Here is a 26,101-nt window from a genome sequence, read left to right as displayed (position 1 = left end):
GAACGCTGTTCATCCACCGTCGGCCATCAGTGCCGCAGTGCCTCCACCGGGTCGGGGTGGGGGGTGTCGCGCGGCCACCAGTCGTCCCTGCCCGGGTCCGATTCGTAGGCGTACCAGCGGCCGTCCCGGCCGAAGCGCAGCTGGAGGGCGCCGTCGGGCACGGTCAGCCGGTTGCGTGCGGGCTGGAAGCGCGGGAGCCCGGCGGCGGCCAGGGCGGGGCGCGCCCGGTCGAAGGGGCCCGCGGGCGGATCCCACGGCGTTTCGAGTACGGCCAGCCCTTCGGCGCCGCCCTGCCGCCAGGCCGCGACCGCGCGCGCCAGCTCTGTGGGGGTGCGGCCGGTGGCCGATGCGAGGGCGCGGTAGAGCGCGCGGGTGGTGCCGGTCAGCCCGGCGGTGGGACGGGCGGCTGCCAGCCGGACCGCGTCCTGCCACGGGGTGAGCCCGCCGACGGGGTCGGCGCCGGTGGTGAGCAGTGCGTGGGCGCGTGCCGCCGCGTCGGTGGCGAGATCGTCGAGAGCCGACGGATCGGGTGCCCCGGGCGCCCCGGGGTAGGACGGCGGGGTGCCGGGGTACGCCCCGACGGGCAGCGGCGCGGGCAGTGGCGGCAGGAACCGGGGGGTGAGTGCCTCCCGGGCGGGGACGCCGGGGGCGGGGGGCGCGGCGGGCTGTTCGCGTGCGGAGTTGGCCGCGTTGCGGCGGGCCAGTTCGTCGAGGAGTTCCCGCTCGCTCCTGCCTCGCATCAGAAGCAGGACGAACGGGTCGGCGTCGAGGAGGCGGGCCGTCTCGTAGCAGAGGGCCGCCGCGTGCTTGCAGGGGCGGCCGGTGTCCGGGCAGGAACAGGACGGCATGAGGTCGCCCGGTGCGGGCAGCAGCGCGACACCGGCCGCGGCTTCGACGAGTGAGTGGGGCATGTCCTTGTCGAGCAGGGCGGCGATATGGCCCGGCTGGTCGGCAGCCGCTTCCAGGAAGTGGTCCCAGTCGGCGTCGGAGAGCGTCCGCAGCCGCAGTTCGGCCCGGTAGGGGCGCGGGCGGCTCCCCTGGACGTAGGCGAGGATGCGGCCGGGCGCGACGTTCACCGCGGCGACATGACCGCCGTCCGCATAGCGCCTGCCCCGTTCGAGGCGTCCCGCGTCGAGGGACAGCGCTTCCAGGGCGGCCACCCAGGCGTCCCCCCACCAGCTGCTCATGACGGCCTCCGCAGGGACACCAGGTCGGCCAGCTCCGCGTCGCCCAGCTCGGTGAGGGCGCTCTCGCCGGAGCCGAGCACCGCGTCCGCCAGCGCCCGCTTGGACGCCAGCATCTCGGCGATCCGGTCCTCGACGGTGCCTTCCGCGATCAGCCGGTGGACCTGCACCGGCTGGGTCTGGCCGATGCGGTACGCGCGGTCCGTGGCCTGTTCCTCGACGGCCGGATTCCACCAGCGGTCGTAGTGGATGACGTGACCGGCTCTGGTGAGGTTCAGCCCGGTGCCCGCCGCCTTGAGGGAGAGCAGGAAGACCGGGCAGCCACCGGCCTGGAATGCGTCCACCATCTCCTCCCGCCTGGCCACGGGTGTCCCGCCGTGCAGAAGCTGCGAGGGGATACCTCGCGCGGTGAGGTGGTCGGAGAGCAGCCGGGCCATGGCCACGTACTGGGTGAAGACCAGGACGGCGCCGCCGGAGCCGCCCTCGGCGAGGATGGTGTCGAGGAGTTCGTCCAGGAGGGCGAGCTTGCCCGAGCGTCCCGCGAGGCGGGAGGGGCCCTCCTTCAGATACTGCGCCGGGTGGTTGCAGATCTGCTTGAGCGAGGTGAGCAGCTTCATGATCTGTGCGCGCCGGCCGAAGCCCTCACCCGCTTCGATGACCGCCATCGACTCACGGACGACCGCCTGGTACAGAGCAGCCTGCTCCCGGGTGAGCGCGACGGGGCGGTCGGTTTCCGTCTTGGGCGGGAGCTCGGGGGCGATGCCGGGGTCGGACTTCTTGCGGCGCAGGAGGAACGGCCGGACGAGCCGGGCCAGCCGTTCGACCGCCCCGTCCTCCTCGCCGTTCTCGACGATCCTCGCGTGGCGTGCGCGGAACGTCTGCAGGGGGCCCAGCAGTCCCGGAGTCGTCCAGTCCAGCAGCGCCCACAGCTCGGAGAGGTTGTTCTCCACGGGGGTGCCGGTGAGCGCGACCCGAGCCGGGGCCGGGATGGTCCGCAGCGCCTTCGCCGTCGCCGCGTTGGGGTTCTTGATGTGCTGTGCCTCATCGGCGACGACCATGCCCCAGGGCTGCGCGGCGAGTTCGGCGGCGCTGGTACGCATCGTCCCGTACGTGGTGAGGACGAAGCCGCCCCCGGCGTCGGTCAGTGAGCGGTCGGTGCCGTGGAAGCGGCGGACGGGCACGCCGGGGGCGAACCGGGTGATCTCGCGCTGCCAGTTGCCGAGCAGCGAGGCCGGGCAGACGACGAGCGTGGGCTCAGGACGGGCGCGGTGCAGATGCAGGGCGATGAGGGTGATCGTCTTGCCGAGGCCCATGTCGTCGGCGAGGCAGCCGCCGAGGCCGAGCGAGGTCATCAGATCGAGCCAGCCGAGGCCGCGCAGCTGGTAGTCGCGCAGGGTGGCGTCGAGCCCCGCCGGCTGCGGCAGCGGCGCCGTGTCCGACGTGAGCCTGGAGTGCAGGGCCGCGAGCGCACCGACCGGGACCGCTTCGACTGTCTCGCCGTCCACTTCGGCGCTGCCGGTCAGCGCCACCGACAGTGCGTCGACGGGCGCGAGGAGGCCCAGTTCCCGCTTGCGTGCCTTCCGCACGAGAGCCGGGTCGATGACGACCCACTGGTCACGCAGCCGCACGATCGGGCGGTGCGCCTCGGCCAGGATGTCCATCTCCGATTCGGTCAGCCCTTCGTCGCCGACGGCCAGCTGCCAGCTGAACGAGAAGAGCTGCTCCGCGTCGAAGAACGCGGTGCCGTCCGTGGCCGAGCCCGGTGCCGGTCTGACGACCGCGGCGGCGGTCAGTGACCGGACCAGGTCCCGCGGCCAGTGCACGGCCACGCCCGCCGCGGCGAGCCGTGCGGCCGCCGGACCGAGCAGCTCGTACAACTCGTCCTCGGACAGCGGCAGTACATCGGGCACGGGACGCTCCAGCAGCGCGCTCAGCGGCGGCCAGACCCTGGCCGCGCGCCGCAGCGCCAGCACGGCGTCGATCCGCACGCGCGGCCCGAAGTGCTCGTCGCCGTCGCCTGCCCACAGCCGCCCCGCGTCGGCCACCAGCGTCGGGTCGGCGAGGCTGTGCACCTGGACCACGGCCGCGGCCGCCCGGCGCTCCACCGCTCCGGCATGACCCGCGGCGCCGGCCCCGGTGGTCCCGCCGGTGATTCTGCCCGTCGTGGCGGTCTCGTCCGGCGGGACCGCCACGTCGTCGGCGCGGTCGAACAGCTCGTAGTTGGAGAGATCGAGGCGGAGCGAGACCTGTACGCCCGCGTCCGCCCCCGCCGCCACCTCCGCAGCCCACTCGCGCAGCTCCGGCAGCCGCTGTGGTGCTTGCGCGGCATAGGCGGCCCCCACCGCGTGCGGCGCGGCCGGTGTACGGGGCAGTGAGTCGGCGACCGCGTCGTAGAACGACCGGAGCAGGCCTTCGGGCTCGGGCAGCTCCATGGGCGTGCGGCCGGGGAGCGGGACCGCGTGCGCTTCGGGCGGCATGGCGGCGGCCACCGCTCGCAGATGGGCGACGTCCTCCGCGTCGAGCGGCCCGGCCCGCCAGGCGTCGTGGCCTGCGGCGGTCAGTCCTGGCAGCAACCGGCCGCGCGCCACCAGCTGCAGGGCGTGCAGCGCTGCCGCGCCCCAGCAGCGCGCGGCGGGGTGGGCGGCCGGGGCGTGCCGGGCGGCGGCCAGCAGCGGCAGAGCGTCGGTGAGGGGCAGCAGGACAGCGGGCACGGTACGCCGGCGGGCCGCCGTGCCGTGCCGCCGTACGACAGTGAGCTCGCCGGGTCCGGCGCCCCCTGCCTCTCGCGCCGCCGGGTCCCAGAAGGCGAACCGGCCGTCGCGGGGCAGCGAGGCGGGCAGGAAGACCACGGCCCGCCGGGTGAGCGCCGCAGGTCCGGCCCCGCTCGTTCCCTGCGCGTCAGCTGGTCCCCGCACGCCGCTCACCTGCCCTTCCGCCCTGGTTCCGCTCTCTCCTGCGAGTGTAGGTGCGGGGTCCGACAGTCAGGTGCGGCGCGGAGGCCCGCCCCGTCCGCCCGCAGATGCGGGGCGGACGGGGCGGGGGCGCGGGCCCTGTGGGGGCGGGGTCAGCGCACCCCGTCCCACAGGGCCCGCTCCGCGGGGCGCGGGTCGTCGACAGTGCCTGACTCGTCGCCGAAGACCATCGTGGTGCGGTCGGCCGGGCCGTACGCCGGCCACCCCGGGTCGCCGGTCTCCGCGAAGGCGACCCAGGCGCCGTGCACCGTGTCCGCCAACGCCTGGGGCGGGTGGCTCCCGAGCATCGGGAGATACGCGGGATCGTGCAGATTGTCGAAGACGAAGCCCAGTTCGGACGCGTGGCAGGCGCCGAGCCTGCCGCCGAACTGCGGTGAGCGCCAGGCGAACTCGTAGACGTGGGAGCCCGGGACGGCCTCCGCCAGGCGCAGGGCGGGAATCCGGTAGAACCAGTCGGTCGCCACCGCGTCGAACAGCTCGCCCGCGCTCGCGTCCGCGCGGCCCGCGCGGTAGACGGCCAGGGCGCGGTCCGGGTCGAGTCCGTACGCGGTCGCGGCCAGGCGCAGCCGCTCATCCGTGATCGTGTCCATCCGCCCGGTCGGGACCATGAAGAGGCGGTTCTCCTCACGGTTGCTCCCGACGAGCAGGTCGACACCGCAGTCCCGGTCCGGCAGGGCGAGTCCGGGAGCGACCGGTTCGAAGGGCATCGCGTTGAGCACGGCGTCGCCCCACAGGGCGGGGTCGGGGCGGCGCCCGATCTCCGTGCGGAGCTTCGACTGCGCGCCGAGCAGGGCGGGGAGCGGGACGGCGGCGAATTCCCCGGCTGTCGGGGCGACGCCGAGCTGCTCCGCGAGATACGCGGCGATCAGCCGGGCGGACCGGGGGCGGAGGAAGTGGTGTGCGCCCCCGCTCTGCAGGACGGCTCGCCTGAACAGCCCACGGGTCCGCTCCATCCCGAGCAGCAGTCCGATGCTCATCGCGCCGGCCGACTCCCCGAATACGGTGACCCGGTCGGGGGAGCCACCGAAGGAGGCGATGTTCTCGTGCACCCATTCCAGGGCGGCGATCTGGTCGAGCAGACCGCGGTTGTCCGGCGCCCCCTCCAGGCTCAGGAAACCGTCCGTCCCCAGCCGGTAGTTGACCGTCACGCAGACCACACCGTCGCGGGCGAACGCTCTCCCGTCGTAGGCGGACGCCGACCCCGATCCGTTCGCGAAAGCGCCCCCGTGCAGCCACACCATGACCGGCAGGCCGCCGTTGGGCCCCGGCTCGGGCGTCCAGACACTGAGGTTGAGGCAGTCCTCGCCGTCGCTGCCCAGATCCTCGGGGATCAGCGCGTCGAACGGTGGTGCGTACGGCACCTTCGGCACTGTCCGGCCGTGGGCCTGCGCTTTCCGCACGCCGTCCCACGGCACGGGCGGCGCCGGGGCCAGGAACCGTCGTGGCCCGAACGGCGGCGCTGCGTAGGGGATGCCGAGGAAGGACGCCACCCCCGCGCCGTCCATCCGCCCCCGTACGGCGCCCTGACGCGTCATGCACACAGGTTCCATCTGATTCAGCTCTCCACTGTTCAATTCCGGTCCCATCGGCTCGATCGGAAACGCGCGGTCACACAGGGGCCGTCCCCCGCGCGGCCCAGCACCGGATGCCGCGGCGTCCGGAAGCGGGCAGGGTTGCTCCCACCAGTGACTCTCCGTACAGACGGGACCGCGCATGTCCGATCACCGGCGCCTCGGCTTCATCGCCGGCGCAGTGCTCCTGCCGTTCGCCGTAGCCGGGTGTACCGGTCTCAGCCGCACCGCGGTCGGTACGATCTCGTACACCACGCCGGATTCGAAAGTCGTCAGGGTCTCGAATCCCTCCGTGTCGGGCTGCCACCCGCTGAAGCGCGGGGGCGCCGCGTCCGTCGACAACAACACGCTGATCGACATGTGGCTCTACCCGGGCAGCGGCTGCACCGGCAAGCCGACGGTGTACAACGCGACCACCCTGACGAACACGGTGACCCCGCCGCTGGTGGCCTGGCGCAGCTACACCCTGGTCCACTGATACCGGCGTACCGCGGGCGACACGGACCATGGCGTTCACGGGGGCACGCCGGCGCTCCGGGCGTCGGGCACTCATAGCGCGGGCAGTACCCGTACCCATGTGCCGTCGTCGGTGAGATATCTGTCCACGACGAGGCCCGCATCGCCCAGGTGGCCCTCGAACTCCTCGCGGCTCAGCGGACGGGACAGGAAGGTCTGTGTCCAGGTCGCGTCGGGGTAGACGTACTCGCAGAGCATCGCGTCGACCCCGTCACCGACCGGGGTCGCGGACTTGATCCGGACGGTCCCGCCCGCGCTGTCGCGCCGCTCCCTCGGTACGTCCGTATGCCAGTCCAGGCCCTCGCGCTGCACCAGTACGCACCCGCCGTCCTTCACATGCCGGCGGCATGCACGCAGCATCCCCTGGCGCACCTGCGGATCTCCCGTGTGCACCAGGAAGGACGCGAGCATCACCACGTCGTAGGTCTCACCGGTGTCCAGCTCCTCGATCGGGCTGCGGAGCGTGCGGACGCCCTCGACACCCTCGATCTGTTCCAGCATTCCGGGCGACTCGTCGACCGCGGTGACTGCGAATCCCCGCTCGGCGAGCGGGCGGGTGACCCGGCCCGCCCCGCTCCCCAGCTCGAGGATGCTCGCGCCGGGCGGCACCGCAGCCGCCACGACATCCGGTTCGTCCCCGACCGGCATCCGCTTGTACACCTCGACGGAGCACCCGTCGGGTGTTCTCTCCCCCGGTCCTGTTCCGCCGTATCCCTTGCGCATTCGGACGCTCATGCCATGCAGAACGAACACGCCGCGGCCCGCGTTCCCCCGGAGCACGGTGCTCCGGGGGCCAGTGGTCAGTCCCCGGAATCGAACCGGGCTGCCCGCAGATATGCGGGCTGCGGGTCGAGCGCCGCGGCCAACCTGAAGTGCCGCCTGGCCTGTTCGGGGCGCCCGGCCCGCTCGAAGGTGCGCGCCAGGGCGAAGTGCGCGAAGGCGTTGTCCGGCTCCCGCTCCAGGACCAGCTGGAACTCCAGCTCGGCCGGGCGGAGTTGAGCGGCCGCGAAGAAGGCCCGTGCGCGCAGCAGCCGGGCCGCGGTGTTCTCCGGGTGAGCCGCGATCACCTCGTCCAGCAGCTTCACGGCGCCTCGCGGATCACGGGCGTCCAGCAGCTGTTCGGCCGCGCGGTAGTCGATGACATGGGTCTCGGGGTTGCTGTGTGACATCGGTCCTGGCCTTCCTTCGTAGTCGCTGTGGCCGCCCGCGCCGCTGTGGTCACCCCGGTCGCGGAATCAGCCTCCGGCCCGCGCCGACAGCTGCGACCAGACGGTGCGCACCTGCGGCTCCAGGGCGTCCAGCGGGCCGTCGTTGTCGATCAGGATGTCGGCGATCTCGCGGCGCTGTTCCCTGGTGGCCTGGGCGGCCATCCGGGCGCGGGCCTCGGATTCCTGCATTTTGCGCTGCCGCACCAGCCGGTCCAGCTGCGTGTCGGCCGACGCGTCCACCACGACCACCACGTCGTAGAGCGGGGCGAGCCCGTTCTCGGTCAGCAGCGGTACGTCGTGGACGACGACCGAGTCCTCCCGCGCCAGGGCCTCCAGTTCGGCGGAGCGGGCCCCGACGAGCGGGTGGACGATCGAGTTGAGCGTCGCCAGGCGTTCCGGGTCGGCGAAGACGATCGCACCGAGCGCGGGCCTGTCCAGAGTGCCGTCCGCTGCGAGCACGGACTCTCCGAACGCCTCCACCACGGCCGCCAGCCCGGGAGTTCCCGGTTCGACCACCTCCCGGGCGATCCGGTCGGCATCGATCAACACCGCCCCATAGCTGACGAACAGCCGGGACACTTCGCTCTTCCCGGCGCCGATTCCACCGGTCAACCCCACTTTCAGCATGACCAGGAGCCTAGAGCCCTCCCCCGCGGTCTCAGATGTCGCCCTCCCGCTCCGCCAGGAAGCGTTCGAATTCGCGGCCGATCTCGTCCGCCGACGGCAGCTCGACCGCCTCGGCGACCAGATTTCCGCGGGTCTCCGATCCGGCCAGCGCGTCGTACTGATGCTCAAGTCCCTGGACGAGGGCGGTCAGTTCCTCGTCGCCCTCACCGATCTGGCGCTCGATCTCGTCCTGCGTGCGCTGTGCCTCGGTACGCAGGGCGTGCGCGACCGTCGGCAGTACGAGACCGGTGGCCGCGGTGACGGCCTCGAGGGCGGTCAGCGCCGCGTCCGGGTACGAGGAACGCGCGACGTAGTGCGGCACATGTGCGGCCACACCCAGCACGTCGTGGCCCGACTGGGCGAGCCGGAACTCCACCAGGGACTCGGCGCTGCCGGGCACCTGTGCCTCGTCGAACGGCGACTTGTGTCCGGGCATCAGATCCGTGCGGTTGCCGTGCGGGGTGATCCCCACCGGGCGGGTGTGCGGGACGCCCATCGGGATCCCGTGGAAGTTCACCGAGATACGCACGCCGAGCCGGTCGACGATCTGCTCGACCGCGGCCGCGAACCGCTCCCATTCGACGTCGGGCTCGGGGCCCGACAGCAGCAGGAAGGGTGCCCCCGTGGCGTCCTGGACCAGGCGCACGTCAAGTGTCGGAGTCTCGTAGTCCGCCCACTGGTCCCGCTTGAAGGTCAACAGGGGCCTGCGCGCGCGGTAGTCCACCAGCCGGTCGTGGTCGAAACGTGCGACGACCTGATGGGGCAGCGTGTCCAGCAGGCCCTCGACGATCTGGTCACCGGTCTCGCCCGCGTCGATGTACCCGTCGAAGTGGTAGAGCATGACAAGTCCGGCCGACTCCTGCGCGAGCGCCACATCGACGACTGCCAGGCCCTTCGGCTCCCATGCGTACAAATCTTGCGGATCAAGCACGATTACCGCTCCTCCTCGTGTTCACCGGGGAGAACGCCCCGTGCGGCTCGGGCATTCCCCGCGGAGCGAGCGGACGTCCCCGGGCGCGCGCGTGCGCCTCCGTGGGACTGCGTGCGCCGGGAGCCGGTAGCGGCGAAGGCGGGTGACACCCGCGGCTCGCCCGGGGAATGAGTGAGGCCCGCCCCCCGGAGGGAGCGGGCCTCGACTTCAGTCATGCACCAGCTGGGGACCTGAGCGTCAGCTCTGGCCGCCGGCCAGCTTCTCGCGCAGGGCGGCCAGGGCCTCGTCCGACGCCAGGGCGCCGGAGTTGTCGTCCGACTCCGAGGAGTACGAACCACCCGAAGCACCGGCACCGGCGGTGCCACCGCTGGCCGCGGCCGGAGCGGCAGCACCCTCGGCAGCAGCGGCCTCGTCGGCCTCGCGGGACTTGATGACCTGGGCCTGGTGCTGCTCGAAGCGCGTCTGCGCCTCGGCGTACTGGCCTTCCCAGGCCTCGCGCTGGGTGTCGAAGCCCTCGAGCCAGTCGTTGGTCTCGGGGTCGAAGCCCTCGGGGTAGATGTAGTTCCCCTGGTCGTCGTACGACGCGGCCATGCCGTACAGCGTCGGGTCGAACTCGACCGAGGCCGGGTCCGAGCCGAAGGACTCGTTGGCCTGCTTCAGCGAGAGGCTGATGCGGCGGCGCTCAAGGTCGATGTCGATGACCTTGACGAAGATCTCGTCGTTGACCTGGACGACCTGCTCCGGGATCTCCACGTGGCGCTCGGCCAGCTCGGAGATGTGGACCAGGCCCTCGATGCCCTCGTCGACGCGCACGAACGCACCGAACGGAACGAGCTTCGTGACCTTGCCCGGGACGACCTGACCGATCTGGTGCGTACGGGCGAACTGCTGCCACGGGTCTTCCTGCGTCGCCTTGAGCGACAGGGAGACGCGCTCGCGGTCCATGTCCACGTCGAGAACCTCGACGGTGACTTCCTGGCCGACCTCGACAACCTCGGAGGGGTGGTCGATGTGCTTCCAGGAGAGCTCGGAGACGTGCACGAGACCGTCGACGCCACCCAGGTCCACGAAGGCACCGAAGTTGACGATCGAGGAGACGACGCCGGAGCGGACCTGACCCTTCTGCAGGGTCGTGAGGAACGTCTGGCGGACCTCGGACTGGGTCTGCTCGAGCCAGGCACGGCGGGACAGGACCACGTTGTTGCGGTTCTTGTCCAGCTCGATGATCTTGGCCTCGAGCTCCTTGCCCACGTAGGGCTGGAGGTCGCGGACACGACGCATCTCGACCAGGGAGGCCGGCAGGAAGCCACGGAGGCCGATGTCGAGGATGAGACCACCCTTGACGACCTCGATGACGGTGCCGGTGACGATCCCGTCTTCTTCCTTGATCTTCTCGATGGTGCCCCAGGCACGCTCGTACTGAGCGCGCTTCTTCGAGAGGATCAGGCGGCCTTCCTTGTCCTCCTTCTGGAGAACCAGGGCCTCGATCTCGTCGCCGACCTTGACGACCTCATTGGGGTCGACGTCGTGCTTGATCGAGAGCTCGCGGCTCGGGATGACGCCTTCGGTCTTGTAACCGATGTCGAGGAGAACCTCGTCCCGGTCAACCTTGACGATGACGCCGTCAACGATGTCGCCATCGTTGAAGTACTTGATCGTCTCGTCGATCGCCGCGAGGAACGCGTCCGCGTCGCCGATGTCGTTGACCGCAACCTGCGGCGTGGTGGCGGTGGTCTCGGTGCTGCTCGTCATGTGGGAAAGGGCTCCGGTACGGACATTGAAGTCGTAGGTACTGCTACGCCGGGAGCCCGTATCGCCTCTGCAGACGCCGGACAGCCCAGGAAGCGCCGATCCGGTACTCCGTGCTCGTTGCCGAACACATCGGTGGCGCCTCGATAACCGAGGGGACATACAACAGATGCAAGCGCAGCCTGCTAGGTCTGAGGAGCGCAGGCTCGCAGCGCAACTTGTAGCATACGGGGACGGCCGGACAGGGTCAATGCGCGAAGGTGCACACCCGGGGCGGATCGCCCCAATCCCGGCACAACTTCAGTTGTACGAGGCCGCATCGGCCACGACGGTGTCCCGGCAGCCGGGTTTCCCGGCGGCGCCGGTACCGCGGACGCCCGGCCCCGTGCACCGACGATACAGACTGGCACGATGAGCGAAGAGTACGAGAACGAACCCGAAGCGACACGCCGTGACGCCGGGGACACCGAGAGCAGCCGGGCCAACCGGGGCTGGTGGGACCGGAACGCCGACGAGTACCAGACGGAGCACGGCTCCTTCCTGGGCGACGACCGTTTCGTCTGGGGCCCCGAGGGTCTCGACGAGGTGGAGGCCGAGCTGCTGGGCCCCGCCGACGGGCTGAAGGGGCTCGACGTCCTGGAGATCGGCGCAGGGGCGGCCCAGTGCTCGCGCTGGCTGGCCGCCCAGGGCGCACGCCCGGTGGCCCTCGACGTCTCCCACCGCCAGCTCCAGCACGCGCTGCGCATCGGCGAGAACAGGCCCGGGGTGGCCGAGGTCCCGCTGGTGGCGGCCGACGCCTCGGTGCTGCCGTTCCGCGACGGCTCCTTCGACCTCGCCTGTTCCGCGTACGGCGCTGTTCCCTTCGTCGCGGACCCGGTGAAGGTCTTCCGCGAGGTGCACCGGGTGCTGCGGCCCGGCGGGCGCTGGGTCTTCTCCGTCACGCACCCGGTCCGCTGGGCGTTCCCGGACGAGCCCGGACCCGAGGGCCTCACGGTCGCGTCCTCCTACTTCGACCGCACCCCGTACGTCGAGCAGGACGAGCACGGGAACGCGGTGTACGTCGAGCACCACCGCACCCTGGGCGACCGGGTGCGGGACGTACTGGCCGGCGGGTTCCGGCTGGCCGATCTGGTCGAGCCGCAGTGGCCCGAGTGGAACACGTCCGAGTGGGGCGGCTGGTCCCCGCTGCGCGGGAAGCTGATTCCGGGCTCGGCGATTTTCGTCTGCGTACGGGACGACGTACGAGACTGAGCGGGTGATCCGTACCGGCGCGCTCGACGTGCTTCCCGTCCGCACCGCCGTGCCTGCGCTCGAACAGGCCCTCGACACGCACGGCGCCGCCGTGCTCTGCGCGCCGCCCGGCACCGGCAAGACCACGCTGGTGCCGCTGGTGCTGGCCGGGCTCGCCGGTGCCGCTGCCGGACAGCGGCCGGTACGGAAGGTGCTCGTCGCGGAACCGCGAAGGATCGCCGCCAGGGCCGCCGCCCGGCGGATGGCGTGGCTGATCGGTGAGCAGGCCGGCGGCCGCGTCGGCTTCACCGTGCGCGGGGAGCGGACCGTGGGGCCCGGGACGGTGGTGGAGGTCGTCACCACCGGTGTCCTGCTGCAGCGGCTGCAGCGCGACCAGGAGCTGGCCGGAGTCGATGTGGTGATCATCGACGAGTGCCACGAGCGTCACCTGGACGCGGACACCGTGGCCGCCTTCCTGCTGGACGTCCGGGCCACGCTCCGCCCCGGACTGCGTCTGGTGGCGGCGTCGGCGACGACCGACGCCCAGGGGTGGTCCCGGCTGCTCGGGGACGCCCCGGTGGTGGAGGCGCACGGAGTCAGCCACCCGGTGGAGACGGTGTGGGCGCCGCCCGCCAGGCCGGTGCGGCCGCCGCACGGCATGCGCGTCGATCCGGCGCTGCTCAGCCATGTCGCGTCCGTCGTCCGGCGGGCACTGGCCGAGCGGACCGGTGATGTGCTCTGCTTCCTCCCCGGGGTCGGTGAAATCACCAGGGTGGCCGGGCAGTTGACGGGCCTGGGGGTGGACGTGCTCCAGGTGCACGGACGCGCGCCCGCCGCCGTGCAGGACGCGGTGCTCGCGGGCTCGGACAGCCGCCGGGTGGTGCTCGCGACGTCGGTGGCCGAGTCGTCGCTGACCGTGCCCGGGGTGCGGGTGGTGGTGGACGCCGGACTGGCGCGCGAACCGCGCACCGACCATGCGCGCGGGCTGAGCGCTCTGACGACGGTACGGGTCTCGCAGGCGGCGTCCCGCCAGCGTGCGGGGCGGGCCGGGCGGGAGGCGCCCGGCACCGTCTACCGCTGCTGGACCGAGGCCGAGAACACCCGCCTCTCCCCCTTCCCCTCCCCCGAGATCAAGGTCGCCGATCTGGCCGCCTTCGCCCTCCAGGCGGCCTGTTGGGGCGATCCGTCGGCCGGCGGCCTCTCCCTTCTCGACCCGCCGCCCGCCGGGGCGATGGGGGCCGCACGCGAAGTGCTGGCCGCGATCGGCGCGGTGGAAGGGGACGGCAGGGCCACCGGCCGGGGCGTACGGATGGCACGGCTCGGGCTGCACCCCCGGCTCGCGCGGGCGCTGCTCGACGGCGCACACGAGGTCGGTGCGCGCCGGGCGGCTGAGGTGGTGGCGCTGCTCAGCGAGGAGCCGCCCAGGGAGTACGGCGACGACCTCACCGCCGCCTGGCGCGCCGCGCGTGCGGGAGGCGACGGCTACGCGGCCCGCTGGCGCCAGGAGGTCCGCAGGCTGGCGGCCGGGGTGGACGGCACCCCGGCGGGAGCGAGGCCGCGGAGCGCCGCCGGCGACCGTGACGGCGGCGGTGGCCAGGGGCACGACGGCGCCGGGAGCGACGACACGGTGGCGGGACTCGTGGCCGCCCTGGCCTTCCCCGAGCGGGTGGCGAGGGCGCGGGGCGAGGGCGCCTTCCTGATGGTGTCGGGGACCGGCGCCGAGACGGCGGCCGGATCGCGGCTGCGCGGCGCGCCGTGGATCGCGGTCGCGGTGGCCGACCGGCCCGCGACCGCCGCTTCGGCCCGGGTGCGGCTGGCGGCCGTCGTCGACGAGGACACCGCCCGGACGGCGGCGGGGCATCTGCTCGCCGCCGGCGACGAGGTCGGCTGGGCGGACGGTGACGTACTGGCCCGGCGGGTGGAGCGGCTCGGCGCGGTCGAACTGACGGTACGGGCGCTGAAGAGCCCGCCGCCCGCCCTCGTACGGGAAGCGCTCATCGACGGGCTGCGGCGGGAGGGGCTCGGGCTGCTGCGCTGGACGCCGCACGCGCGGGAGCTGCGGCAGCGGCTGGCCTTCCTGCACCGGGAGGTGGGCGGCGGCTGGCCGGACGTGTCGGACGAGGCGCTGCTGGTAAGGACGGACGAGTGGCTGGAGCCCGAGCTGTCCAGGGCGCGGCGGCGGAACGATCTGGCGCGGATCGAGGCCGGGCAGGCCCTCGGCAGGCTGCTGCCGTGGGCGACCGGCGAGGCGGCGCGCCTCGACGAGCTGGCGCCCGAGCGGTACGAGGTGCCGAGCGGGTCCCGGATCCGGCTGGACTACGGCGGTGCGCAGCCGGTGCTCGCGGTGAAGCTCCAGGAGATGTTCGGCCTGGCCGAGACGCCGGCCGTGGCGGGCGTGCCGGTCCTGGTGCACCTGCTCTCCCCTGCCGGGCGCCCCGCCGCCGTGACCGCAGACCTGGCGTCGTTCTGGCGGGAGGGCTACCGGTCGGTGCGGGCGGAGCTGCGTGGGCGCTATCCCCGGCACCCGTGGCCGGAGGACCCGTCGGACGCGGCGCCGACCCGGCACACGAAGGCACGGCAGGACCGGGGGTAGCCGTTCCTCATGCGATGACCGGTTCGGGGCCGGGCAGCGGTGAGTCCGTCCGGTCGGGCTCTCCGGGCCGGCGGCTGCGCGCCTCCAGCAGGAGGGCCAGGGCGAGAAGGCAGATGCCGAGTCCCAGGAAGCCCCATGGCAGGTACGAGGTGAGCAGGAGCACGAGCAGGCGGTTCGACTTGACCAGCCCGACCGTGTAATCGACGTAGTCCGGGCGCATCTTCACGTCCCCGGCGAACGCGGTGACCTTCGCCCGGCCGCCCAGCAGGGTGCCGCCGCGCAGCTCCTCCTTGTGGACCTCCTCGCCGTTGACGGGGGCACCGGTGACGGGGTCGACCCAGAACATGCGCTTGGTCGTGTACCAGCGGGTGGTGCCGGTCTTCGCGACGGACTCCGGGGTGATGCCCTGTACCGGCATCTTCTTGGGCAGCGGGACCTTCGTCCAGGGGATGGTCTGCTCGAAGTAGTAGACGTCCAGGCCGTGGAAATTCACCGTGCCCCGGTAGTGGATCGGGGACGAGGTGCGGGTCTGGGCGTCGAAGTACTCGTAGTCGCGCTTCTCGGTGAGGAAGGGCCACTTGAACTCGATGCCTTTACGGCTGACCGGGTCGCCGTCGACCATCTCGCCGGTCGCGTGGACCGGTGCCTGGCTGTGTGCGTCGAAGATGTAGCGCTCGGGGATCTCGGAGACCATCTTGCCGTCGGGCCCGGCGACATGGGTCAGCGAGTCCCAGACGACGACGTCGCGTCCCGCGCTCTGCTCGATGCGGTCGGACTCCTTCACATTGCCCCGGAGCGTCTCCACGATGTCGACCTCGGGGACCTTCTTGGCCTGCATGGTGCCGTAGTCGAGGAGGGTCGCGGGCTTCGCCTGCAGGACTTCCTCCTGGTACTGGTCGGCGGGGATCTTCGCCAGCCGGGGGAAGGCGTACCAGCGCAGCAGCGGGGACATGGCGGCGCAGAAGACCGCGAAGGCGAGCAGCACCAGACTGGCTTTACGGCGCATGGCCGTCCTCCTACTGGGTCTTGGGGCCTGCCGGTTCGTTGGATCTGCCGGGGCGTTGGATCTGCCGGGTCGTTGGGTCTGCCGGGTGTCGGGGTTCGCTGGATCGCTTGGTCCACTGCGTCGCGGGTCTACTGGTTCTTGGGGCCGGGGACCGTGGTGAGCAGCGGCTTCGGCGAGGTCCTGCCGGCGGGTGAGCCGACAGCCGTGATGGTGAGGACGAGGGCGAAGGCCACGGCCAGCCCGATGGCGGCGGCTACGAGGGCGCGCATGCACGGCCTCCTACGGGAGATCTGATGCTTCGTCAGGGATGGGGCACCGTAGCAACGCGGCCGCGAGATGAGAACACGTTGCGCCGACCTCTTGCACTGACGCTCCGCCCCGGTCCGGAGCACTCGCCGCGCCGGGGCCGTACGGACCGGAACCGAGCGGGCACGACGGAGCCCGGCCGTACACCCCTCTCGGATGTACGGCCGGGCTCGTCGGCCGGTGGTGGCGGGGGCGCGGCCGCGTCAGCCCGTGGAGCAGGGCTTCGGGCTGCTGCTCCCGCTCGGTGACGGCGAGGGGGAAGGAGAGCCGCTGGGGCTGCCGGACGGGGACGGGGTGGCGGACGGTGAGGGGCTCGCCGAGCCCGACGGGGAGGGCGAGGGGGTCGGGCTCGCGCTGTCCGAAGGTGAGGGCGACGGCGAACCGCTCGGGCACCCGGAGCCGCTCGGCGAGGGCGAGGGCTTGCCGCTGGGGCCGCCCGACCCGCTCGGTGAGGGCGACGGCTTGCCGCTCCTGCTGGGGCCGGGCACCGGGGAGACCGTTCCGCTGCCGGACTTCGCCGGCTCGGGGGTGGGCCTGGCCGACGCGGACGGGGTCGCCGGCGCGGGCCGGGACGAACTGCCGCCCTTACCGGGAGAGTTGTCCCCCGCACCGGGGCCCTGGCCGTCGGGGCCGGTCCCGGCAGGCAGCACACCCGTGCCGTCCGGGACGCCGTGGCTGCCCTTCTTGTAGAACCCGAACCAGGACAGAACCGTACTCAGGTACTCCTGGGAGTGGTTGTAGCCGAGGATCGCCTGGTCCAGGTCGTGCTGCACGGCGACGTCACGGCCGTCGGCGCACAGGTACCTCCCGGTGGCGAGCGACGCGTCGAACACGTTGTCGGGGTCCTTCTTGCCGTCGCCGTTCCCGTCCTGTCCCCAAGTGGCCCAGGTCGAGGGAATGAACTGCATCGGGCCGACCGCGCGGTCGTGCGTCGCGTCGCCGTCGTACTGTCCGTTGTCGGTGTCGGAGATGTTGGCGAAGCCGGCGCCGTTGAGCACGGGGCCGAGGATCGGAGTGAGCGTGGTGCCCTGGGCGTCCACCCGGCCGCCGCGTGCCTGACCCGACTCGACCTTGCCGATCGCCGCGAGCAGCTGCCACGGGAGATGGCAGCCGGGATCGGTGCCCGCGACGGTCTGCTCGGCCTTCCGGTAGGCGGCGAGCACCGACGCCGGGATCCCCGCCTCGGCCGTCCCGGCCGGGGTGGTCGCGGGAGGGGCCGGCTCTGTGGCGGGGGTGTTCAGCGGCGGGAGGTCGGTGAAGTACGGGGAGTCGCCGCTCACCGGGGTGCCTGCGGGTGGCGTGGCATCAGCGGCCTGCCGGCTCTGCGGGGACTGGCTGCCCATGGCGTCCGGCGCCTGCGACGCGGTCATCGCCGCCACCGCCAGCGCAGCCACCGTGGTCGCTGTCGCCCCCTTGCGCAGCCGGCTGCTGAAATGCGGTGCCATAGGTGTGGTCCCTCCCCGTAGACGGCTGATCGCGCTCCCCAGCGCGGGACTGCCGGTGACACTACGACAACAACCGCCACCACGGCACCGGTCACTTGCCGCTTTTCACCGTTTCTTCAGCTTCGGGCCGCTCTGCGGCCCGCCTGCCGACAGGCAGGCCGGAAGGCCGGGCCCCTCGGAGTCCGATACCGGCCCGGCCTGCGCCGCCACATCCGGCCGGTGTCAGTGCGCGGCGGACTCCCAGTCCGCGCCGACGCCCACCGACACATCGAGCGGGGCCCGCAGTTGCGCCGCGCCCGCCATCTCCCTGCGCAGGATCTCCTCCACCTGCTTGCGCTCGCCGGACGCGATCTCCAGCACGATTTCGTCGTGCACCTGGAGGAGCATCCGCGAGGTCAGCCCGGCCTCGGCCAGCGCGCGGTCGACGTTGAGCATCGCGACCTTGACGATGTCCGCGGCCGTGCCCTGGATGGGGGCGTTGAGCGCCATCCGTTCGGCCATCTCACGGCGCTGGCGGTTGTCACTGTTGAGATCCGGCAGATAGCGGCGGCGGCCCAGCATCGTCTGGGTGTAGCCCGTGGCGCGAGCCTCCTCGACGACGCGCTGCAGATAGTCCCGCACCCCGCCGAACCGCTCGAAGAAGGTGTCCATCAGCCCGCGTGCCTCGCCGGCCTCGATGTTCAGCTGCTGGGAGAGGCCGAACGCCGAGAGCCCGTAGGCGAGTCCGTAGGACATCGCCTTGATCTTGCGCCGCATCTCCGGGTCGACGGCGGACTTCTCCACCCCGAACACCTGGGAGGCGACCGTGGTGTGCAGGTCCTCACCGGAGGTGAACGCCTCGATCAGGCCGGCGTCCTCCGACAGGTGCGCCATCACGCGCAGTTCGATCTGGCTGTAGTCGGCGGTCATCAGCGACTCGTAGCCTTCGCCGACGACGAAGCCGCGGCGGATGGCCCGGCCCTCGTCCGTACGCACCGGGATGTTCTGCAGATTGGGGTCGGTGGACGACAGACGTCCCGTCGCCGCCACCGTCTGGTTGAAGGTGGTGTGGATCCTGCCGTCCGCGGCCACCATCTTGATCAGGCCCTCCACGGTCACCCGCAGTTTGGCCTGCTCCCGGTGGCGCAGCATGATCACCGGCAGGTCGTGCTCGGTCTGCGCGGCCAGCCAGGCGAGCGCGTCCGCGTCCGTCGTGTAACCGGTCTTGGTCTTCTTCGTCTTCGGCAGCCCGAGCTCGGCGAAGAAGACCTCCTGCAGCTGCTTGGGCGAGCCCAGGTTGAACTCGTGTCCGACCGCTGCGTGCGCCTCCTTCACCGCCTGCTGCACCGCGCCTGCGAACTGCTGCTCCATGCCCTCCAGATGAGCGCGGTCGGCGGCGATGCCGTGCCGCTCCAGCCGGGCCAGCAGGATCGACGTCGGCAGCTCCACGTCGTGCAGCAGCCCGGTGGCGCCGACCTCCTCCAGCCGCCCGCCGAACGCGTCCCCGAGGTCGAGCACGGCACGGGCCTGGGTCATCAGGGATTCGGCCTCGGCCTGCTCGTCCGTACCGAAGGCGAGCTGGCCGTCGGCGGAGGCCGCCGGGGCGAGCTCCCGGCCCAGGTACTCAACGGCCAGCGGCTCCAGCGCGAAGGAGCGCCGGCCCGGCTTCACCAGATAGGCGGCGAGCGCGGTGTCCATCGCGACGCCCTGGACGCTCCACCCGTGCTCGGGGAAGACCCGCATCAGGTTCTTCGCGTTGTGCATGACCTTGGGGCTTTCGGGGTCCGCGATCCACGCGGCGAAGGCCTGCTCGTCGGCCTCGTCGAGCTGCGTGGTGTCGAACCAGGCCGCGGGCCCGCCCGCCGCGGCCAGCGCGATCTCGGCGACACTGCCGGTGCCCAGAGCCCAGCTCTCGACGGTGGCCATGCCCAGCGGCTGCCCGCCGTGCTCGGCGAGCCAGGGCGCCAGCCCGCCGGAGGACAGCACGGATCCGTCCAGCTCCACCCCGGCGGCCGGGGCCTGCTGGGCTTCGTCCGCCGCGCCCGGGTCGACGGCCAGCAGCCGCTCGCGCAGGCTCGGGTTACGGATCTCCAGCACGTCCAGTACGTGCGCGAACGCCTCCCGGTCGTACGCGGCGCGCTCCAGGTCGGCCGGGCCCTTCGGCAGCTCGACGTCGCGGACCATCTCGGTGAGCCGGCGGTTGAGCCGCACCGACTCCAGGTGATCGCGGAAATTCTGCCCGGCCTTGCCCTTGACCTCGTCGGCGCGCTCCACCAGCTCGGCGAACGAACCGAACTGATTGATCCACTTCGCGGCCGTCTTCTCGCCGACGCCGGGGATTCCCGGGAGATTGTCCGACGGGTCTCCGCGCAGCGCCGCGAAGTCCGGGTACTGCTGCGGGGTCAGCCCGTACTTCTCCTCGACCTTCTCGGGTGTGAAGCGGGTCAGCTCCGATACACCCTTGGTCGGGTACAGCACGGTCACGTGGTCGGTGATCAGCTGGAAGGAATCCCGGTCGCCGGTGACGATCAGCACGTCAAAACCGGCCGCCTCGGCCTGGGTGGCGAGCGTCGCGATGACGTCGTCGGCCTCGAAGCCCTCGATGGCGAAGCGGTCCACCCGCATCGTGTCCAGCACTTCACCGATCAGCTCGACCTGGCCCTTGAACTCGTCGGGCGTCTTCGAGCGGTTCGCCTTGTACTCGGGGAACTCCTCGGCGCGCCAGGTCTTCCGCGAGACGTCGAAGGCCACCGCGAAGTGCGTGGGCGCCTCATCACGCAGCGTATTCGCCAGCATCGACGCGAAGCCGTACACAGCGTTCGTCGTCTGACCGCTCGCGGTCGTGAAATTCTCCGCGGGCAGCGCGAAGAACGCCCGGTACGCCAGAGAGTGCCCGTCCATGAGGAGCAGGCGGGGGCGGGTGTCTGCGGTCTGCTTCGATGCTGTCTTTGCCACGGGTCCGATCCTGCCACGGAGCACTGACAATCCAGACCTCCGCACACCTGCCCGGAGCTCCTGTCGGTGGCGCGTGACAGGATCGTGGGCGTACGTCGGATCCGCCCGCTCGAAGGAGAGCGCCATGGCTGCCAAGCCGCCCGCAGGTGACCCGGTCCAGGACGCGCCGCAGGTCGCGGCCCCCAAGCACGCCGCCGCAGGGCTGCCCGCCATCGGCCACACCCTGCAGATGGCACAGCAGCAGATGGGCGTGGTGCGCACCGCGAGGACCCTGCTCAAGGTCAACCAGAAGGACGGCTTCGACTGTCCCGGCTGCGCCTGGCCCGAGGGCGGCAAACGGCACACCGCGGAATTCTGCGAGAACGGCGCCAAGGCCGTCGCCGAGGAGGCGACACTGCGCCGCGTCACACCGGCGTTCTTCGCCGAGCACACCGTCGCCGATCTCGCCTCGCGCAGTGGGTACTGGCTGGGGCAGCAGGGCCGGATCACCCAGCCGATGCTCCTGCCCGAGGGCGGCGACCGGTACGAGCCGGTCAGCTGGGAGCGGGCCTTCGCGATCATCGCCGAGGAGCTGCGGGCCCTGGACTCCCCCGACGAGGCGCTCTTCTACACCTCGGGCCGTACCAGCAACGAGGCCGCGTTCCTCCTCCAGCTCTTCGCCCGCGCCTACGGCACCAACAACCTGCCCGACTGCTCGAACATGTGCCACGAGTCGTCCGGTTCGGCGCTCTCGGAGACGATCGGCGTGGGCAAGGGCAGCGTCTCCCTCGACGACATGCACCAGGCCGACCTGATCATCGTCGCCGGGCAGAACCCGGGCACCAACCATCCGCGGATGCTCTCGGCCCTGGAGCAGGCCAAGGCCGCCGGCGCGAAGATCATCTCGGTGAATCCGCTGCCCGAGGCGGGCCTGGAGCGCTTCAAGAACCCGCAGACCCCGCAGGGCATGGTCAGGGGTTCGGCCCTCACCGACCTCTTCCTGCAGATACGCATAGGCGGCGACCAGGCGCTCTTCCGCCTCCTGAACAAACTGATCATCGAGACCGAGGGCGCGACCGACGAGCTCTTCGTACGGGAACACACCCACGGGTACGAGGAGTTCGCCACCGCCGCGCGCGCCGCCGACTGGGACGCGACGCTCACGGCCACCGGTCTCTCCCGCACGGACATCGAGCAGGCACTGGAACTCGTCCTCGCGTCCAGGCGGACCATCGTCTGCTGGGCCATGGGCCTCACCCAGCACAAGCACGCGGTGCCGACCATCCGCGAAGTCGTCAACTTCCTCCTGCTGCGCGGCAACATCGGCCGCCCCGGCGCGGGCGTCTGCCCCGTGCGCGGGCACTCCAATGTCCAGGGCGACCGCACGATGGGGATCTTCGAGCGGCCCGCCCCGGAATTCCTCGACGCCCTGGACGAGGAATTCGGCATCACCTCACCCCGCCACCACGGCTTCGACGTCGTCCGGGCCATCGAGGCACTGCGCGACGGCCACGCCAAGGTCTTCTTCGCCATGGGCGGGAACTTCGTCGGCGCGACACCCGACACCGACGTCACCGAGGCGGCGATGCGCCGCGCCTCACTCACCGTGCAGGTGTCGACCAAACTGAACCGCTCGCACACCGTCACCGGTACCCGTGCCCTGATCCTCCCCACCCTGGGGCGCACCGACAAGGACGTCCAGGCGGGCGGGAAGCAGTTCGTCACCGTCGAGGACTCCATGGGCCTCGTCCACGCCTCCCGGGGGAACCTCGCTCCGGCGAGCCCCCACCTCCTGTCCGAGCCGGCCATCGTCGCGCGGATGGCGCGCGCGGTCCTCGGCGACGCGTCCACGGTCGGCTGGGAGGAGTTCGAGAAGGACTACGCCACGATCCGGGACCGGATCTCGCGCGTCGTGCCGGGCTTCGAGAACTTCAACACCCGCGTCGCCGTGCCCGGTGGTTTCTCGCTCCCGCACGCCCCGCGGGACGAGCGCCGCTTCCCCACGGCCACCGGCAAGGCGAACTTCACCGCCGCACCCGTCGAGTACCCGAAGCTGCCCGAAGGCCGGCTGCTGCTGCAGACCATGCGCTCGCACGACCAGTACAACACCACGATCTACGGTCTGGACGACCGCTACCGCGGCATCAAGGGCGGCCGCCGCGTCGTCCTGGTCAACCCGGAGGACGCCCGGGACCTCGGTCTCGCCGAGGGCTCGTACACCGATCTCGTCAGCGAGTGGAAGGACGGCGTCGAGCGGCGGGCGCCCGGCTTCCGGGTGGTGCACTATCCCACCGCCCGCGGCTGCGCCGCCGCGTACTACCCCGAGACGAATGTCCTCGTCCCGCTGGACGCGACCGCCGACGTCAGCAACACCCCCGTGAGCAAGTCAGTAGTGGTCCGTCTGGAACAATCCGGCGAGGCCTAAGCGTTTGCTCAGGCCACCGGCGCGCAGGCCCGACGGACACCTGCGGCCGGTACGCAGTTCAGCAGCCGCCACGACGATCGGAGCCGGACCACCATGGGCGAGCAGACCACCGTGAAGTTCCCTCAAGAGGTCATCGACGAGTACGCATCCCTCGGCGTCGACCTGCCAGGCCTGTTCTCCGCAGGCCACCTCGGCGAGCGGATGGACGTACGGATCATCGAGGCCGCCGCGGACCGCGTCGTCGGAACCATGCCCGTCGAGGGCAACACCCAGCCCTACGGCCTGCTGCACGGCGGCGCCTCCGCCGTTCTCGCCGAGACCCTCGGCTCCATCGGCTCCATGCTGCACGGCGGCCCCTCCAAGCTCGCCGTCGGTGTCGACCTCAACTGCACCCACCACCGGGGCGCCCGGAACGGGCTGGTCACCGGGGTGGCGACCCCCGTGCACCGCGGGCGCTCCACCGCCACCTACGAGATCGTCATCACCGACGAACAGGACAAGCGGGTCTGCACGGCCCGGCTCACCTGCCTGCTGCGCGACGTCACCCCCTAAGGGGTCCCTTGCACTAAGCCCGTCCGGATCGCCGGACGGGCTTAGTGCAGGGACCCCTGAGGCTCCGCGGGCTGACGGGCCCACCCGGGCGTCGACGCACCCGCGCCCAGCGGCCGGACCCGTCACGCAACACACCGGTCGTGGCATTTTCACGTAACCCTGCGTAATAAGAACGCAATGAAGGGACGCCCCATCGGCGCCCCCGCGCCCCGCCGCCGGCCGGTCCGGCGGCGGTTTCGCGCCACCCTCACTGCCCGGGGCCGACAGCACCAAGATCGCCTCAAGCCCCTTAGCGGAACTGCACGTTCTCATTATGCGGGCAGATACGTGGTGACCGCATTTCTCCCAACTGTCCGCACTGCCCACACCGTTCACCCCTCCGGGCATAACAAGACAGTCACATCCTGACCTTCAACGGTCCGCACTTCCGCCACCTGCGCTTAGAGTCACGCCCAGTCACCGCGCCGCCGGGCACGTCTGCAGCACGGCTCTGCACCATCCCAGTACGGCCCGGCGAGACCTACGGCGCCTCAGCAGAGGCGGCGGCGCCAGGGAGAGGATTCATCGTGCGACAGCGTTCGTTGCTCATACTCACCACCGTGCTGACCACAGGCGCACTGACGCTCACGGCTTGTGGATCGCGCGACAACAAGGACAACAAGGGCAGCAGCGACAACAAGACCGAGGTCGTCATCGGTGTCGACGCGCCCCTCACCGGAGCGAACTCCGCCACCGGCCTCGGCATCCAGGGCGGCGTCAGGGTCGCCATCGATGACGCGAACAAGAACAACACCGTTCCCGGCGTGAAGTTCGCCATCAAGGCACTCGACGACAAGGCCCTGCCGCCCACGGGCCAGCAGAACGCCTCCGCCCTGGTCGCCGACAAGAACGTCCTCGGCGTCGTCGGGCCGCTCAACTCCGGCGTCGCGCAGACCATGCAGCAGGTCTTCGCCACCGCCAACCTGGTGGAGATATCCCCGGCGAACACCGCACCCGAGCTCACCCAGGGCAAGAACTGGCAGACCTCGAAGACCCGCCCGTACAAGACGTACTTCCGCACCGCGACCACGGACGCCCTCCAGGGCGGCTTCGCCGCGCAGTACGCGGGCCAGACGCTCAAGAAGAAGAAGGTCTTCGTCGTCGACGACAAGCAGACCTACGGCGCGGGTCTCGCCAAGCTCTTCAAGTCCAACTTCCTCAAGGCGGGCGGCAAGCTGGCCGGCCAGGACCACGTCAACACCGGTGACAAGGACTTCTCCACTCTCGTCACCAAGATCAAGAACTCCGGCGCCGACATCCTCTACTACGGCGGCCAGTACGACGAGTCCCAGATCATCACCAAGCAGCTGAAGGACGCCGGCGCCCACATCCCGCTCATGGGCGGCGACGGCATGTTCTCGCCGACCTACATCAAGACCGCGGGCAAGGCCGCCGAGGGCGACCTCGCCACCTCCGTCGGTGTCCCCGTCGAGTCCCTTCCGGCCGCCAAGGACTTCATCAGCAAGTACAAGGCCGCCAAGTACACCGGTGACTACGGGACTTACGGCGGGTACTCCTACGACGCCGCCACCGCCATCATCAAGGCCGTCGGCTCCGTCGTGAAGGACGGCAAGGTCCCGTCCGACGCCCGCCAGCAGATCGTCGACGCCGTCCAGAAGACGGACTTCGACGGCATCGCCGGCCACGTGTCGTTCGACCAGTACGGCGACACCACCAACAAGCAGCTCACCGTCTACCAGGTCAAGAACGGCGCCTGGAAGGCCGTCAAGAGCGGCGTCTACAAGCCCACCAGCTGACCAGGAACACCGCAGCGCACAGGGCCGCGCGGCCACGACCACCAGTCACCGCGCGGCCCGCCGTCTCCCTTCGCTCACTTCCCACCCACATGGAGGCCATGCGGTGAACTCCCTGCCGCAACAGCTGGCCAACGGGCTGTTCCTCGGCTCGATGTACGGGCTGATCGCCATCGGATACACGATGGTGTACGGCATCGTCCAGCTCATCAACTTCGCCCACGGCGAGATATTCATGACCGGCGGCTTCGGCGCACTGACGGTCTACATGTACGTGCTGCCCGACGGCACCTCGATGTGGATAGCCCTGCCGGCCATGCTGGTAGGCGGCGCCATCGTCGCCGTGCTCGTCGCCGTCGGAGCCGAACGCTTCGCCTACCGGCCACTGCGCGGCGCACCACGGCTCGCCCCGCTCATCACCGCCATCGGACTCTCCCTCGCCCTGCAGCAGGCGGTCTTCAACTGGTACCCGGGTGCGGAGAACGCCCGCGTCTTCCCGCCCCTGCCCGGCGGCCCGTACCATCTCGGCTCCATCGACATCCAGAGCGGCGACCTCTTCCTGATCATCGCGGCCCCCCTCTGCATGGCCGCACTCGCGATCTTCACCCGGACCTCCCGTACCGGCCGCGCCATGCAGGCCACCGCCCAGGACCCCGACACCGCCCAGCTCATGGGCATCGACACCAACCGCATCATCGTCATCGCCTTCGCCATCGGCGGCCTCTTCGCAGCCGTCGCCGGCATCGCGTACGGCTTCAAGATCGGCAACGTCGACTACAGCATGGGCTTCCAGGCCGGCCTCAAGGCCTTCACCGCGGCCGTGCTCGGCGGCATCGGCAACATCTACGGCGCCATGCTCGGCGGCCTCGTACTCGGCGTCGCCGAAGTCCTGGCCACCGCCTACATCGACCAGGTCCCCGGCATGCAGCAGCTCGGCGGCCAGGCGTGGTCCGCGGTCTGGGCCTTCGTCCTGCTGATCCTCGTACTGCTCCTACGACCACAAGGCCTACTGGGCGAACGCGTCGCGGACAGGGCGTGACG

The 26,101-nt window shown here is 71.3% G+C and carries 19 protein-coding genes; 7 read left to right on the top strand and 12 right to left on the bottom strand.

Translation table 11 applies throughout. The annotated features are described in order from the left end of the window. Window positions 1–26 precede the first annotated feature (26 nt). The 3 genes from OG584_RS27090 to OG584_RS27080 form a co-directional block, all read right to left on the bottom strand. On the bottom strand, window positions 27–1,187 hold the full coding sequence (locus tag OG584_RS27090; protein ID WP_405781658.1) for an SWIM zinc finger family protein: 1,161 nt from the start codon (window positions 1,185–1,187) through the stop codon (window positions 27–29). Next, on the bottom strand, window positions 1,184–4,108 hold the full coding sequence (locus tag OG584_RS27085; RefSeq protein ID WP_405781656.1) for a DEAD/DEAH box helicase: 2,925 nt from the start codon (window positions 4,106–4,108) through the stop codon (window positions 1,184–1,186). Before OG584_RS27085 ends, OG584_RS27090 begins: the two co-directional genes overlap by 4 nt. Before the next feature lie 140 nt (window positions 4,109–4,248). After that, complete coding sequence (locus OG584_RS27080) at window positions 4,249–5,691, bottom strand: carboxylesterase/lipase family protein (protein WP_405781654.1); 1,443 nt, start codon at window positions 5,689–5,691, stop codon at window positions 4,249–4,251. Between the two features lie 178 nt (window positions 5,692–5,869). Here OG584_RS27080 and OG584_RS27075 point away from each other — a divergent pair, with 178 nt between their 5' ends. After that, entirely contained in the window at window positions 5,870–6,205 is a 336-nt protein-coding gene (locus OG584_RS27075) for a hypothetical protein (protein WP_405781652.1), read from the top strand. A gap of 71 nt (window positions 6,206–6,276) precedes the next feature. Here OG584_RS27075 and OG584_RS27070 read toward each other — a convergent pair whose 3' ends face one another. The 5 genes from OG584_RS27070 to rpsA all read right to left on the bottom strand — a co-directional run bounded on the left by OG584_RS27070 (window position 6,277) and on the right by rpsA (window position 10,800). Next, window positions 6,277–6,978: a class I SAM-dependent methyltransferase gene (locus OG584_RS27070; RefSeq protein ID WP_405781650.1), complete on the bottom strand. Its 702-nt coding sequence runs from the start codon at window positions 6,976–6,978 to the stop codon at window positions 6,277–6,279. Window positions 6,979–7,043: 65 nt separating this feature from the next. Further along, the gene (locus OG584_RS27065) at window positions 7,044–7,412 is read right to left on the bottom strand and encodes a tetratricopeptide repeat protein (protein ID WP_405781648.1); all 369 of its coding nucleotides are present in this window, start codon (window positions 7,410–7,412) and stop codon (window positions 7,044–7,046) included. A gap of 66 nt (window positions 7,413–7,478) precedes the next feature. Then, window positions 7,479–8,078 (bottom strand): dephospho-CoA kinase, encoded by a 600-nt coding sequence (gene coaE / locus OG584_RS27060; protein WP_405781647.1) that lies wholly within the window; start codon window positions 8,076–8,078, stop codon window positions 7,479–7,481. 31 nt (window positions 8,079–8,109) lie between these two features. Further along, complete coding sequence (locus OG584_RS27055) at window positions 8,110–9,048, bottom strand: PAC2 family protein (RefSeq protein ID WP_405781646.1); 939 nt, start codon at window positions 9,046–9,048, stop codon at window positions 8,110–8,112. Window positions 9,049–9,285: 237 nt separating this feature from the next. Next, window positions 9,286–10,800, bottom strand: coding sequence for a 30S ribosomal protein S1 (rpsA, locus tag OG584_RS27050; protein ID WP_405781644.1), 1,515 nt, complete (start codon window positions 10,798–10,800; stop codon window positions 9,286–9,288). Window positions 10,801–11,208: 408 nt separating this feature from the next. Between rpsA and OG584_RS27045 the strand changes: the two genes are divergently transcribed. Then, window positions 11,209–12,048, top strand: coding sequence for a class I SAM-dependent methyltransferase (locus OG584_RS27045; protein WP_405781642.1), 840 nt, complete (start codon window positions 11,209–11,211; stop codon window positions 12,046–12,048). A gap of 4 nt (window positions 12,049–12,052) precedes the next feature. After that, a complete protein-coding gene (gene hrpB, locus OG584_RS27040) occupies window positions 12,053–14,620 on the top strand; it encodes an ATP-dependent helicase HrpB (RefSeq protein WP_405781641.1) in 2,568 nt (855 codons plus the stop codon). Window positions 14,621–14,627: 7 nt separating this feature from the next. On the opposite strand, the gene OG584_RS27035 is transcribed toward hrpB, so the two are convergent. The 4 genes from OG584_RS27035 to polA form a co-directional block, all read right to left on the bottom strand. Continuing rightward, window positions 14,628–15,626 carry a DUF3068 domain-containing protein gene (locus OG584_RS27035; protein ID WP_405781639.1) on the bottom strand — a complete coding sequence of 333 codons (999 nt, stop codon included), beginning with the start codon at window positions 15,624–15,626 and terminating at the stop codon, window positions 14,628–14,630. 128 nt (window positions 15,627–15,754) lie between these two features. Beyond that, complete coding sequence (locus tag OG584_RS27030) at window positions 15,755–15,895, bottom strand: SPW_0924 family protein (protein ID WP_405781638.1); 141 nt, start codon at window positions 15,893–15,895, stop codon at window positions 15,755–15,757. 240 nt (window positions 15,896–16,135) lie between these two features. After that, a complete protein-coding gene (locus OG584_RS27025) occupies window positions 16,136–17,377 on the bottom strand; it encodes a lytic transglycosylase domain-containing protein (protein WP_405781637.1) in 1,242 nt (413 codons plus the stop codon). Between the two features lie 222 nt (window positions 17,378–17,599). Further along, window positions 17,600–20,311, bottom strand: coding sequence for a DNA polymerase I (gene polA / locus OG584_RS27020; RefSeq protein WP_405781635.1), 2,712 nt, complete (start codon window positions 20,309–20,311; stop codon window positions 17,600–17,602). A 124-nt stretch (window positions 20,312–20,435) separates the two neighbouring features. Here polA and OG584_RS27015 point away from each other — a divergent pair, with 124 nt between their 5' ends. The 4 genes from OG584_RS27015 to OG584_RS27000 all read left to right on the top strand — a co-directional run bounded on the left by OG584_RS27015 (window position 20,436) and on the right by OG584_RS27000 (window position 26,099). Continuing rightward, a complete protein-coding gene (locus OG584_RS27015) occupies window positions 20,436–22,715 on the top strand; it encodes an FdhF/YdeP family oxidoreductase (protein ID WP_405781634.1) in 2,280 nt (759 codons plus the stop codon). A 93-nt stretch (window positions 22,716–22,808) separates the two neighbouring features. Then, entirely contained in the window at window positions 22,809–23,267 is a 459-nt protein-coding gene (locus OG584_RS27010) for a PaaI family thioesterase (protein WP_405781633.1), read from the top strand. A gap of 566 nt (window positions 23,268–23,833) precedes the next feature. Then, window positions 23,834–25,063, top strand: coding sequence for a branched-chain amino acid ABC transporter substrate-binding protein (locus tag OG584_RS27005; protein WP_405781631.1), 1,230 nt, complete (start codon window positions 23,834–23,836; stop codon window positions 25,061–25,063). 103 nt (window positions 25,064–25,166) lie between these two features. Next, window positions 25,167–26,099, top strand: coding sequence for a branched-chain amino acid ABC transporter permease (locus OG584_RS27000; protein WP_405781629.1), 933 nt, complete (start codon window positions 25,167–25,169; stop codon window positions 26,097–26,099). Window positions 26,100–26,101 lie beyond the last annotated feature (2 nt).

Source organism: Streptomyces sp. NBC_00859, from assembly GCF_045161865.1.
Taxonomy (GTDB): Bacteria; Actinomycetota; Actinomycetes; order Streptomycetales; family Streptomycetaceae; genus Streptomyces.
Note: the sequence above shows the minus strand (reverse complement) of the source record. Positions and strands in the feature narration are given on the sequence as shown.